The following is a 12,064-nucleotide window of genomic DNA, read 5'->3' as shown; positions in this document are numbered from 1 at the left end:
GATTGCTGACGGCTGCAAGGCCGCCGCATCGATAGAACGAAAACGCCGGCAGCGCTGCCGGCGTTTTTGTTCGCGGCATTGTTTGCGGCATCCGGCAAGTTCAGCTGCATTGGTTTGCAAAGCCGGCATCTTGCGTCGTGCCACTGCGCTGCTGCCGCGCCAAAACGCAACGGGCGCCTTGCGGCGCCCGGTTGTGTAAACGATGCGAGTCCTGCGTGTCAGGCGGCAGCGGTGTCCTGCGCAGCCAGCGCCTGCTGGTAGGCCTTGAACGTGGCCTCGTTGTAGGCCACCAGCACGATGTGCTTGGGCACCTTGTGCGAGCGCTGCCAGTCGCGGGTTTCGGTCACGGCGATGCGCGCGGCCTGGTACAGCGGATAGCCGTAGATGCCGCAGCTGATCGCCGGGAACGCGATCGAATGCAGCATCATCTGCTCGGCCAGTTTCAACGACTGCCAGTAGCAGTTGGCCAGCTGTTCCGGCTCGTTGTGCTTGCCGTCGCGCCAGACCGGGCCGACGGTATGAAACACGTGCCGCGCCTTGAGATCGAACCCGTCGGTGATGCGGATTTCGCCGGTGGGGCAACGCACACCCGGACGCACCTGCGGCAATGCCTCGCAGGCCTGCAGCAGGCGCGGGCCGGCGGCACGGTGGATGGCACCATCCACGCCGCCACCGCCCAGCAATGATTCGTTGGCGGCGTTGACGATGACGTCAACGTCGAGTTCGGTGATGTCGCCTTGCCAGACTTCGATCTTCATAGCGCGATAATTATGGGATTTGCATGAGGAACGCGTGATGGGGCGCGCGTTGCGGAATGGGCACGCTAGCGCCCATTCATCTCATCTGCTGCGATTGCCGGAAACGGCTGTGGCGGTCGTGCTGCGGGAAGCGTGCCAACCCGCAGATGCGATCAATCCGCTCAATCGCCGAGCAGCGGTGTCACCACGATCGGGGGCTTACAACCAGCGCCGCACGCGTGCGCAATAGGCGCTGTATTGGCGGCCGAATTCGTTGCGCAGGCGCGCCTCCTCGAACGGAATCACATACAGCTGCAGGGCCAGCCAGGGCAGCGGCAGCAAGGCGACCGCCCACCAGCACCAGCCGTGAGGGATGGCCGCTGGGCATGATGGTGGTGCGTCGGCGCGCGAACAGGATGAAGCAGCTCACCGCCAGCGCCAGCCCCAGACAGGCGATCACACCGCCAGCCAGCTCGATCCAGGCCAGTGGCGTCGGTGCAGGCAATGGCAGCTGCAGTGCGCTCTGCAGCCAGGCGCCCATGCCCAGGGCCAGCGCGAAGTGCGCAGGCGAGGTGATCTTGACCAGCCATGGCGCCCGCGAAACGCGGGTGTCGCTGTGTCCATACGGCTGGTTGCTCACGACGGTTCTCCCTGCATCGGCCGCCATCCTAACGTTTCCTTGACATGGACGGGAGTACGCGCGGGCCGAAATGCGCGCTGTGCTGCACACAGGGATCCACGACATCGGTCCGTGGTCATCGATGCATGGCCAAGGGTCGAAAGATTCAGGTGGCGCCGGCAAGGTGCGACGCCAGTGTTCTGGGGCGCAGTGCCATCGGACGTCTCGGCGGCCCCACGCGTGTGCACGCTGGGAAGTGCGGGGAAGGCCGGCGCGATGACTGGATCGACCAAAACACACAGGCCGCGCTGTGGGCGCGGCCTGTGTGTGCAAACCAACGCTGTGTGATCGGTCAGGGCAGACCGGCCAGCCAGTCGTCGTCGGAGCCTTCGTTGATGTCGGCAAACAGCGGCGTGGAGAAATAGCGCTCGCCGGTGTCGGGCAACATCGCCAGCACCACTGCGCCGGGCACCGCGCTTTCGGCCACGCGCAGGGCGGTGGCGACGGTGGCACCGCCGGAGATGCCGGTGAAGATGCCTTCTTCGGCGGCCAGACGGCGGGCCACGCTGATCGCGTCGGTGTCTTCCACGCTCAGCACTTCGTGGGCGACCTCGCGGTTGAGCACTTCCGGCACGAAGTCCGGGGTCCAGCCCTGGATCTTGTGCGGCTTCCAGTCCTGGCCCTGCAATAGCGCAGCGCCGGCCGGTTCGGTGGCGGTGATGCGCACTTCCGGGCGGGCCACGCGCAGCACTTCACCCACGCCGGTGAGCGTGCCGCCGGTGCCCCAGCCGGTGACGAAATGGTCCAGCCGGTGGCCGGCGAAGTCGCGCAGGATTTCGGCCGCGGTGGTGTTGCGGTGGTAGGCCGGATTGGCCGGGTTGGCGAACTGGCTGGCCAGGAACCAGCCATGCTGCTCGGCCAGCTCCCTGGCCTTGCGCACCATGCCGCTGCCGCGCTCGGCGGCCGGGGTCAGGATCACCTTGGCGCCATAGGCGCGCATCAGCTTGCGGCGCTCGATCGAGAAGGTTTCCACCATGGTGGCGACGAACTTGTAGCCGCGCGCGGCGGCCACCATCGCCAGCGCCACGCCGGTATTGCCGGAGGTGGCTTCGACAATGGTATCGCCGGGCTTGAGCAGGCCGCGCTGTTCGGCATCGAGGATGATCGCCAGCGCCAGGCGGTCCTTGACCGAGCCGCCCGGATTGAACGACTCGACCTTGACGTACAAGGTCACGTGCTCGGGCGCGAGCCGGTTGAGTTTGACCACCGGGGTGCGGCCGATGGTGTCGAGGATGTTGTCGTACAGGGCCATGGGGTCTCCGTCGGAATCAGGCTGCGTGGGCGAGTGTGGGCGTGTCGGGCGTTGTGATGGGTGAGTGCGGGGGCGGCCGCGCGGTCAACGGCGCTGCGCCGAACCAGTGCAGGCTGGCAGCCAGCCCGGCGACCTCGCCCAGGATCAGCAAGGCCGGGGCGCGCACGGCGTGCTGCTGCGCGGTGGCGGCCAGGTGGGCGAGGGTGCCGGTGATCACGCGTTGCTGCGGGCGCGAGCCGTTTTCCACCAGTGCGAACGGGATGGTGGGTGCGCGGCCGGCCTGCAGCAGGCGTTGCTGGATGCCCTCCAGGCCGGCCACGCCCATGTAGAACGCCAGGGTCTGGCGTTCCTGGCCAAGCGCCTGCCAGTCCAGCGTGTCCAGCGAATCCTTGCAGTGCGCGGTGATCAGCCGCAGCGATTGCGCATGGTCGCGGTGGGTCAGCGGAATGCCGGCGTAGGCGGCGCAGGCGATCGCGGCAGTGATGCCGGGAATGACCTGGAAGCCGATCCCGTGGTCGCGCAGGAACTCCAGCTCTTCGCCGCCGCGGCCGAACACGAACGGATCGCCGCCCTTGAGCCGCACCACGCGGCGACCGGCGCGGGCGTGCTCCAGCATCAGTGCGTGGATCTGCTCCTGGCGCGTGCTGTGGCCCTGGGCGGCCTTGCCGACTTCCACGCGCAGCGCGTCGCGCCGGGCCAGTTGCAGGATCTGCGGGCTGACCAGGCGGTCGTAGAGCAGCACGTCGGCCTGACGCAGCGCACGCAATGCGTGCCGGGTGAGCAGGCCGGGATCGCCGGGGCCGGCGCCGACCAGGGTCACGCTGCCGGGGGAAAGCTGGCCGACCGCGGCACGGGGTGCCGGCGCGCGTGCAGGTGCCGCCGCCGAAGCGGCGGGCGCGGCGTCGTGGGTGAGCAGGCGGCGCGCGCCGGCCGCGGCACGCAGGGCGTCGTTGAGGTCCGGCGCGGTGCTGGCGGCGATGGTGAGCCAGACCGGTTGATCGGGCAGGTCCAGCCAGGCCGGCTCGAACCGCCCCACCAGCCAGCGCAGCCGCCCGGCCTGCGCCCACTCGCGCAGTTGCGGGCTGAGTTGCGGCGCGCCCACCAATGGCAGGGCGCCGGCCTGCAGCAGCGCGGCGGTGGCGCGTTCGGCCTCGGTCCCGCCGCCGATCACCAGGACGGCGCGGCCACGCAGGTCGGCAAGCAGCGGGAACACAGAGGGCACGGCCAGGACATCGAGAGGGGAGGGCCAGACCGTAACGCCGGCATATAGCCGTCGGAAATGACTTCATACACCCTGAAAATAGCGTTCGGTTATAAGCTGGCCCGCAGAACTCCTCTACAGTCCAGTCCTTCGTGGCGCCTCGCGCTTTTTTGGAGATAAGCCCATGACGCTGACCCAACTTCGTTATCTGGTCGCCATCGCCGATGCCGAGCTCAACATCACGCTCGCCGCCGCGCGTGTGCATGCGACCCAGCCCGGTCTGTCCAAGCAGCTCAAGCAGTTGGAGGACGAACTGGGCTTTCTGCTGTTCGTGCGCAAGGGGCGCAGCCTGGATGCGGTGACGCCGGCTGGCGTGGAAGTGATCGAGCGCGCGCGCTCGGTGCTGTCGGAAGCCAACAACATCCGCACCTATGCGGCCAACCAGCGCCGCGAGAGCCAGGGCCAGCTGACCCTGACCACCACCCACACCCAGGCACGCTTCGTGCTGCCGCCGGCGGTGGCGCAGATCAAGCATGCCTATCCACAGGTCAGCGTGCATCTGCAGCAGGCCGCCGAAAGTGCGGCGCTGGATCTGCTCAGCCAGGGCGATGCGGATATTGCGGTGGTCAGCACCGCCGGCGGCGAACCGAGCGCCGGCATCGCGGTGCCGCTGTATCGCTGGCGCCGGCTGGTGATCGTGCCGCGCGGCCATGCGCTGGATCAGGCACGCACCGCGCCGGACATGCAGGCCTTGTCGCAGCACCCGTTGATCAGCTACGAATCCTCCACGCGGCCGGGCTCGTCGCTGCAGCGCGCGTTCGCCCAAGTCGGGCTGGAGCCCAGTATCGCGCTGACCGCGCTGGATGCAGATCTGATCAAGACCTATGTGCGTGCCGGGCTGGGCGTCGGGCTGGTGGCGGAGATGGCGGTCAGCGCCAGCGACGAGGACCTGCGCGCCTGGCCGGCGCCGGCGCCGATCGCCGAGTGCATCGCCTGGGCAGTGCTGCCGCGCGACCGCGTGCTGCGCGACTATGCCCTGGACCTGGTGCACGTGCTGGCACCGCAGATCGACAAGCGCGACCTGCGCCGCGTGCTGGACGGCAACCAGGCCCCGGCCTGGCCGCTGCCGCCGACCTGGGAATCGCTGACCCAGACCATTACCAGCTGAGCTGGCTGTCGAAGACTGCAGCGCGCATCGAGCACGCTTGCACACGAGGGCTGCGGTGTGTGTGAGAGCGCTCGCGCAAGCACCACCGATTGGTGTCGGCGTCCGCAGGAAAAGCGAAGGCATTGCCTGCGAATCAGCTGCGGTCAAGAGCGGATGCGGCACCGCGCATTGACCCGCAGACGGTGTCTGCCGGGTTCGGCTGCGGGCGCTTGCGCGCGTACCGGCATAGGTCGCAGCAAGTACGTCCACGTAGCAACTGTGCAACTGCGTCGTGCCGGCGATCGGTGTTCGGAATCTCGTACACTGCCGACCTGTGCGCCGGGAGTACCGATCCCGCCTGGCCGCGCGCGCGATCCCTGTTCGCCACTGTGAGGCACTGCCACCGATGACCGAGCCACTGCGTCCACCACTGAGCAGGCTGTGGTCGCCCGACCAGGACGGCGGCATGTCGTTGCAACTGTCGGCCAATATCGAGGGAGGTGAGCATGCGGTACTGACGGTGCTGGCCGATTCCCGGGACGAGTCGCTGTGGGTGGAACTGCAGGCTAACGGTGCCCAGGTGCAGATTCCGCTGGCAGTGCTGCGCCAGCTGCTGGAGGTTGCGGCGGAAGAGGTGCATTCGGCGGACTGGTTCGCGCGCCAGGATGCGGCCGATTCCGGGCTCTGAGACAGCCTGCGACGGCACCTCGGGAATGCTGCGCTGCAGCGTCCGCTTTCTTGAAAAAACCTATTTTATCAATCACTTGTACAGCAGCACTCGCCGACTGGAGTGCGCGCTGTCGGTGATTCTCCCTACGGCTGTCAGGGCCGCGACGGCGGGGTGGTCCGGCCGCATCAAGTTGCGCGCTGGGCTGTCGTAAACCCTTATAGCAACCATAACGCGACACTCGCAGACGTCTAGGGGTGGACGGCGCAGGACCGGCGATGCGGTACATCGCATGGCCGGTCCGTTGGTCGTGTCGTCAAGCGGTTGCTAGCGCTGTCGCATCACCGTTGCGCGAGGCTGCGCAATGGAGCGACTGGCGCACCCGGGTCCCTGGGGAGAGACCTGGCGTGCTTGGCGGCGGATCCGGGTCGGGAGCCCGGGTCCGCCTTTTTTTATGTGCGGCATTGGTTGTGTGGCGTTGCCGGTTTGCGCAATGCCGGCAAGCCGGCACCCGTCCGCCGCGCGCCGTGGTCAGGCCAGCGGGATGCGTACCGAAAAGCAGGTGCCGCCGTGCGGGCGTGGGCGCACATCCACGTCGCAGCCCAGCGTCTCTGCGGTGCGGTGCACGATCCACAGGCCGATGCCCAGCCCGTCGCTGCGTGGATCGGCCTGGCGGAAGGCCTGGAATACCTGTTCCGGGCGGTCCAGGTTCAGGCCGATGCCGCTGTCGATGATTTCCACCACCGCATGGCCAGGGCGACGCCGGACGCCGACCAGCACGCGCCCGCGTTCGGTGTACTTGACCGCATTGCCGACCAGATTGCCGAGCAGGGTGGTCAGCAAGGTCGGGTGGCTGCGCACGCGCAGCGAGGTGGGCACATGGCGCAAGGCCAGACATTTGTTGATCGCCGGTTGCCGCCACACGCCCAGCACCGAATGCAGCACATCTTCCAGCGCCAGCGACTGCAGATCCGGCGTGGCGGTCTCGCTGGCGGCGGCCAGGGTGGCCAGCTCGTCGAGGTTGCGGGCCACCAGATTGATCGCATCGCGCGCGGTGACCAGAGTCTGGATGGAATCGCCATTGGCATGCCGGCGCATCTTGTCGATGGCATAGGCAGCGGTGCGCAGCGGGGTCTTCAGGTCGTGGCCGGCGATGGCCATCAGACGACTGCGGTAGCGGTCAGATTCTTCGGCTACCAGCAGCGCGCGGCGCAGTTCCAGCTGTGCCATGGTCTGGCGCGCGAGTGCGCGCAGCGCATCGACCTGTTCGGCGCTGAGATGGCGCGGCTGGCGATCGAGCACGCAGACCGTGCCCAGCGGCAGACCTTCGCTGGTCTTGAGCACGGCACCGGCATAGAAATGCAACGGCGCCTCGCCGGTCACCAGCGGATTGCGCGCGAAGCGCACATCCTCGCGGGTGTCCGGCACCACCAGCACGTCGCTGTCGAGCAGCGCGTGCGCGCACATCGACTTGAACAGCGGCGTTTCGCGCTCGCCCATGCCGAGTTCGCTCTTGAACCACTGCCGCTCGGCATCCACCAGGCTGATCAGCGCGATCGGGGTCTGGCAGATGATCGAGGCCAGCCTGGTGATGTCATCGAAGGCGGCTTCGCGCGGCGTGTCGAGAATGCCGTAACTGCGCAGCGACTGGAGGCGCAACGCCTCGCTCGGCGGCTTGGCGGCGCAGGGAAGGGGCTCGGCCGCTGGATCGGACAGGACGGTGCTCATGCGCGCGCAGGTGGATGGACGACGTGCAAGCATAGGGCATGCCAGGGCGTGCCATGTGCGCGCCGTCACGTCCAGTGCTGGAACTGTGACTGCCGACCTCGACAACGGCGGTGCATCGACCCCTCGGGGTGCGCCTGTCCCAGCGCCTGCGAGGTACCGGATCGGCTCGGCAGATCCCGCCGCCGGCCAGCCTCGCGGGCAAGGCGACCGTTGCCGGCGGGTGCGACATGCGGTCGCGCACCGGCCGCCACCATCGCCCCCGCGGCATGCGGCGGCTTACACTCGCGCAATGCCGTCGCTGCGCCGCCACCCTTGCCTGCACCTGCTCGCCTGTCTGGCGGTGCTGCTGATGCTGGTGGCGCCGCTGGTCAGCCGTTGGAGCCAGGCGCAGTCGCTGGAGCCGATGTGCATGAGCGGGCCGGCGCTGGACGCGGGCGGGTCGCTGCATCCGGCCCCGCCGGCACAGACGACGGCCGCGCATCAGCACGCTGCCGCTGCACCGCCCGCCAAGCCGCATACCGGCGACCACGCCGGCGCGCATGGTGAAGCCTGCGACTACTGCGTGCTGGCCGCGCGCCTGCTGCCGTGGCTGGCGTTGCTGGTGCTGTGCCTGCTGCAACTGCGGCCGGCGCCGGCGCCGGTGCACAGGCAGGCGCGCGCAACATCGACGGTGCGTTGGGCCGCACTCGGGGCACGTGGGCCGCCGCTGCACGCGTGAGTCTGGCCCCATCGCGGGCGTCCGCTTTGTCGTAGCGATTGCGTGCCCGATCTTCCGGCGCGCCTGCACGCAGCTGCATGGACGACCCGTTTTCCTGACGTGATGCCTGTGCCCGCTGCGTTGCCGCGGCGCACGGCGGTGTTGCCGTGCCGGCACGGCGAAGGGTTGGTCATGCGGTTGCGATTATTGAAAACGCTGTGGTACGCGCCGTCGTTGGCGCTGGTGTGGGGGCCGGCCTGCAATGTGCAGGCGCAGGATGCGGCATTGACCCTGGGCAAGGTGCAGGTGAGCGCGCAACCCCAGCGCAGCCCGGGCACGGCACGCGTGCTGAGTTCGGTGGATGTGATCGGTGGCGAGCTGCTGCACGATCAACACGTGGACTACAGCTGGGAGCTGTTGATGCGTGCGCCGGGCGTGCAGGTCACCCAGTTCCGCATGGGCACCGACGCGGGGCGGTTCTCGTTCCGTGGGTTCAATGGCGAGGGGCGCATCAATGCGGTGAAGCTGCTGATCGACGGCATCCCCAGCAACGACAATGCCGGCGGCATGCCGTATCTGGATGCGGTGTTTGCGCAGGACATCAGCGCGATCGAGATCGTGCGCGGCACCAACGATGCGCGCTACGGTCTGCATGCGATCGCCGGCAGCGTGGATGTGCTGACCCGTACCGGCGGCAACGATGGCCGCCTGAGCGTGACGGCTGGCAGTTTCGGTGCGCGCGAGGTGCAGTTGGGCAAGGGCTTTGAACATGGCGCATGGAGCCAGAACTATGCGCTGGCCTGGCGCGATTCCGATGGTTATCGCGAGCACGCCGACGCGCGCAAACGCAGCGTGGCCGGCAAGTGGTTCTATACCGACCCCGATGGCGGCTTCCGTGCCGGACTCAGCACGCGTTACTACGACAATCACGCACTGGAAGCCGGTTATCTGGATGCGGCCAGCGCACGCGCGGCGCCACGCAGTTCGCCGGCTTATGCGCAGGACGATCGCAGCGAACGCCAGCTGCGGCAGACCGCGTTGCACGCGGACGGCACGCTGGGCGCCGCTGCGCAGTGGAGCGCCAAGGCCTACCAGAACGATTTCCGCAATCGGCGCTGGGTGCGCTTTTCCGCAGCCGGCCTGCAGCAGGAACGCGATACCGACGAGACCCATCGCGGCCTGCTGTTGCGCGGCAACTGGCAGCCGGATTGGGGCACGCTGGCGGCCGATCTGGAAGCCGGCGTGGACGCGCAGTGGCAGGACAATCAGTCGCAGCGCTACCGCACCGTGGCCCGGGTGCGCGGCGCGCAGTTGCGCGATTGGGATTACGACCTGCGCACGCACGGGGCCTACGTGCAGGCGGTGCTGACCCCGTTCGAACGGCTGCAGCTGGTGCCGGGGTATCGCATCGACGGCGTCGATGGGCAGCTGCATGACGTGCGTGCCGGCATTTACGCACCCACGTACGACTACGGCACCATCAAGCAGCCCAAGTTCAGTGCCAGCTACAGGCTGGCCGGGCAAAACAGCGTGTACGCCAACTGGGGGCGCAGCTTCCAGATCGGCAGCGGCGACGGTGCGTACCGGCGCCAGCCGGCAAATCTCGGCCCGTCGATCAATGCCGGCTGGGAAGCCGGTTTCAAGTTCGCGCCATCGGCGCTGATGGATGGGCGCCTGGCGTATTGGGAGCAACGCGCTTCCGGCGAAGTCGCCACCATCCTGGGCGTCAATGGCGTGGCCGGCGTCGGCGATGTGGCCAATGTCGGGCGCACGCTGCGGCGCGGCTGGGATGCGCAACTGAACCTGCAGCCGGCCGAACACTGGCGGGCGTGGATGTCGTACTCGCGGCAGAAGGCCAGCATTGCCACGCCGGACCCGAGTGCGCCGGCCACGCGCGGCAAGGAGATCGAAAACGTGCCGCACTGGCTGGCCACCGCCGGGCTGGAATGGCAGCTTACGGCGGCCGTGCAGCTGAGCGCCTGGGGCAATGCGCAAGGCGATTACTATCTGGAGCGCAGCAATACGCTGGGGCGCACCGGGGGGTACGCCCTGCTCAATCTGGGCGCGCGCTGGAACCTGGATGCGCGCAATGCGCTCAGCCTGCAGCTGCGCAATGTCACCGATCGCGCCTACGTGTATGCGTGGTACGACACCGGCAGTTCCGGCTATTCGCCGGGCGATGGACGTGCATTGTCGTTGTCTTGGGACTGGAGCTTCTGATGCGCGCAATCATGGGCGATGGCCGCGTCACCAATCCGCGCCGGGATGGCCGCTGGCGCTTTTATCGCGCGGTGTGGCGCTGGCACTTCTATGCCGGGTTGCTGGTGCTGCCCTTCATCGTCTGGCTGGCGCTGACCGGTGCGGCATTCCTGTACCAGGATGCGATCGACCGCAGCGTGCACCATGGCTTGAAGGTCGTGCCGGTGGGCGAGCTGCGGGTGTCTGCGCAAGGCCTGGTCGATACGGCGCAGCGCAGCTACGGCGGCAGCTTGTTTCGCTACACCACGCCCGCACGCGCCGATGCCAGTGCCGAGATCGGGCTGGTCGACACGCATGGCGTGCGGCAGGTGGTGTATGTCGACCCGTATCGCGCACGCGTGCTCGGCGCGCTGCCCGAGCACGGCACCCTGGCCTGGACGATCCGGCGGCTGCACAGTCTCGAGTTGATCGGGCCGCTTGCGCGCGGCTTGATCGAAATGGCGGCGGGCTGGGCGATCGTGCTGGTGCTGACCGGTGTGTATCTGTGGTGGCCGCGTGGGCGCCGCGGTGGGGTGGTCAGCGTGCGCGGCACGCCGGGGCAGCGGCTGTTCTGGCGCGATCTGCATGCGGTCACCGGTGCCGGCGTCGGTGCGGTATTGCTGTTCCTGGCGCTGACCGGGATGCCGTGGTCGTGGCTGTGGGGCGCGCAGGTCAATCGCTGGGTCAATGGGCATGACTTCGGGTATCCGGCCGGTGTGCGGGTGCAGCAGCCGATGTCGCAACAGCGCTTGTCCGCGACGACCGATCCGGCGTGGTCGCTGCGGCAGGCGCGTGTGCCGGAGTCTGTGGTGCCTGCACAAGGAGCCGATGGACTGGATGAGCGTCTGCTTGATGAGACATCGGGTGGGTTGCAGGTCGGAAACGAGCACTCCGAGCACGGAGCGCTCTGGGTACACGCAGGACATGCAGGCCACGAAAAACACGCAGACGATGCAGGCCAGCCGGAACACCCGGAGCACATGGCCAAGCACTCGGAGTACGTATCCCAGTCAGAGCAGGCAGAACACTCAGGGCAACACGCGCACTCGGCAGGCAGCGAACATGCCGCCCATGGCGGTGTCGGCGGCGTTGCTGCGCCGGGGCGTGGGGCGATCGGTCTGGACACGGCGATTGCGCGTTTCGAAGCGCGCGGTATTATGGCGGGCTACAGCGTGTCGCCACCGCGTGGCGCCACCGGGGTGTATACCGCCTCGGTCTATCCGGCCGACCTGCAGCGCCAGCGCGTGATCCATCTGGATCAGTACAGCGGCGCGGTACTGCTGGACATGCGCTACCGCGATTACGGGCCGGTTGGGCGCGCGCTGGAATGGGGCATCAACGTGCATCTGGGCCAGCAATACGGCACTGCCAATCAGGTGATCCTGTTGCTGGCGTGCGCGGCGATCGTGCTGCTGTGCGTGAGCGCGGCGGTGATGTGGTGGAAACGTCGTCCGGTCGGCGGCCTGGGCGTGCCGCCGTTGCCGGCCGATCCGCGCACGCTGCGCGGCCTGCTGATGCTGTTGGTGATCAGCGGGCTGATCTTCCCGCTGGTCGGGGTGTCGTTGTTGCTGATGTGGCTGCTCGACCGCTACTGGATGCAGCGCAGTCAGCCACGCGTTCCCGCGCCATGAGCACATGCGCGTCACCTCAAGTCGCTGCAGACCCGCCGAGTCAGGGATGCGCCCGGCGGTGTGCCTACCGGTAACCTCGACGCCTTA

The 12,064-nt window shown here is 68.0% G+C and carries 9 protein-coding genes and 1 pseudogene; 5 read left to right on the top strand and 5 right to left on the bottom strand.

Going from position 1 to position 12,064, the window contains the following annotated elements:
* Window positions 1-218 precede the first annotated feature (218 nt).
* The 4 genes and pseudogenes from XarbCFBP7408_RS14845 to cobA form a co-directional block, all read right to left on the bottom strand.
* Window positions 219-758, bottom strand: coding sequence for an O-acetyl-ADP-ribose deacetylase (locus XarbCFBP7408_RS14845; RefSeq protein ID WP_104563612.1), 540 nt, complete (start codon window positions 756-758; stop codon window positions 219-221).
* Window positions 759-956: 198 nt separating this feature from the next.
* Window positions 957-1,377: pseudogene (locus XarbCFBP7408_RS14840) on the bottom strand (methyltransferase family protein).
* A 331-nt stretch (window positions 1,378-1,708) separates the two neighbouring features.
* Window positions 1,709-2,668, bottom strand: coding sequence for a cysteine synthase A (cysK, locus tag XarbCFBP7408_RS14835; protein WP_016902280.1), 960 nt, complete (start codon window positions 2,666-2,668; stop codon window positions 1,709-1,711).
* Window positions 2,669-2,684: 16 nt separating this feature from the next.
* Window positions 2,685-3,890 (bottom strand): uroporphyrinogen-III C-methyltransferase, encoded by a 1,206-nt coding sequence (cobA, locus tag XarbCFBP7408_RS14830; protein WP_104563611.1) that lies wholly within the window; start codon window positions 3,888-3,890, stop codon window positions 2,685-2,687.
* A gap of 163 nt (window positions 3,891-4,053) precedes the next feature.
* Here cobA and XarbCFBP7408_RS14825 point away from each other — a divergent pair, with 163 nt between their 5' ends.
* A complete protein-coding gene (locus XarbCFBP7408_RS14825) occupies window positions 4,054-5,037 on the top strand; it encodes a LysR family transcriptional regulator (RefSeq protein ID WP_024938173.1) in 984 nt (327 codons plus the stop codon).
* 385 nt (window positions 5,038-5,422) lie between these two features.
* Window positions 5,423-5,704 carry a hypothetical protein gene (locus XarbCFBP7408_RS14820; protein WP_104563610.1) on the top strand — a complete coding sequence of 94 codons (282 nt, stop codon included), beginning with the start codon at window positions 5,423-5,425 and terminating at the stop codon, window positions 5,702-5,704.
* A gap of 510 nt (window positions 5,705-6,214) precedes the next feature.
* Here the strand turns inward: XarbCFBP7408_RS14820 and XarbCFBP7408_RS14815 are convergent.
* Window positions 6,215-7,411, bottom strand: coding sequence for a GAF domain-containing sensor histidine kinase (locus XarbCFBP7408_RS14815; protein WP_104563609.1), 1,197 nt, complete (start codon window positions 7,409-7,411; stop codon window positions 6,215-6,217).
* Window positions 7,412-7,700: 289 nt separating this feature from the next.
* Here XarbCFBP7408_RS14815 and XarbCFBP7408_RS14810 point away from each other — a divergent pair, with 289 nt between their 5' ends.
* The 3 genes from XarbCFBP7408_RS14810 to XarbCFBP7408_RS14800 all read left to right on the top strand — a co-directional run bounded on the left by XarbCFBP7408_RS14810 (window position 7,701) and on the right by XarbCFBP7408_RS14800 (window position 11,977).
* The gene (locus XarbCFBP7408_RS14810) at window positions 7,701-8,129 is read left to right on the top strand and encodes a DUF2946 family protein (RefSeq protein ID WP_104563608.1); all 429 of its coding nucleotides are present in this window, start codon (window positions 7,701-7,703) and stop codon (window positions 8,127-8,129) included.
* Window positions 8,130-8,324: 195 nt separating this feature from the next.
* The gene (locus XarbCFBP7408_RS14805; RefSeq protein WP_181106666.1) at window positions 8,325-10,328 is read left to right on the top strand and encodes a TonB-dependent receptor; all 2,004 of its coding nucleotides are present in this window, start codon (window positions 8,325-8,327) and stop codon (window positions 10,326-10,328) included.
* On the top strand, window positions 10,328-11,977 hold the full coding sequence (locus tag XarbCFBP7408_RS14800; RefSeq protein ID WP_104563607.1) for a PepSY-associated TM helix domain-containing protein: 1,650 nt from the start codon (window positions 10,328-10,330) through the stop codon (window positions 11,975-11,977). The genes XarbCFBP7408_RS14805 and XarbCFBP7408_RS14800 overlap by 1 nt, the downstream gene beginning before the upstream one ends.
* The last annotated feature ends 87 nt before the right edge of the window (window positions 11,978-12,064 follow it).

It is taken from the genome of Xanthomonas arboricola pv. guizotiae, assembly GCF_002940205.1.
GTDB lineage: Bacteria > Pseudomonadota > Gammaproteobacteria > Xanthomonadales > Xanthomonadaceae > Xanthomonas > Xanthomonas arboricola_C.
This window is presented reverse-complemented; position numbering and strand designations above follow the sequence as displayed.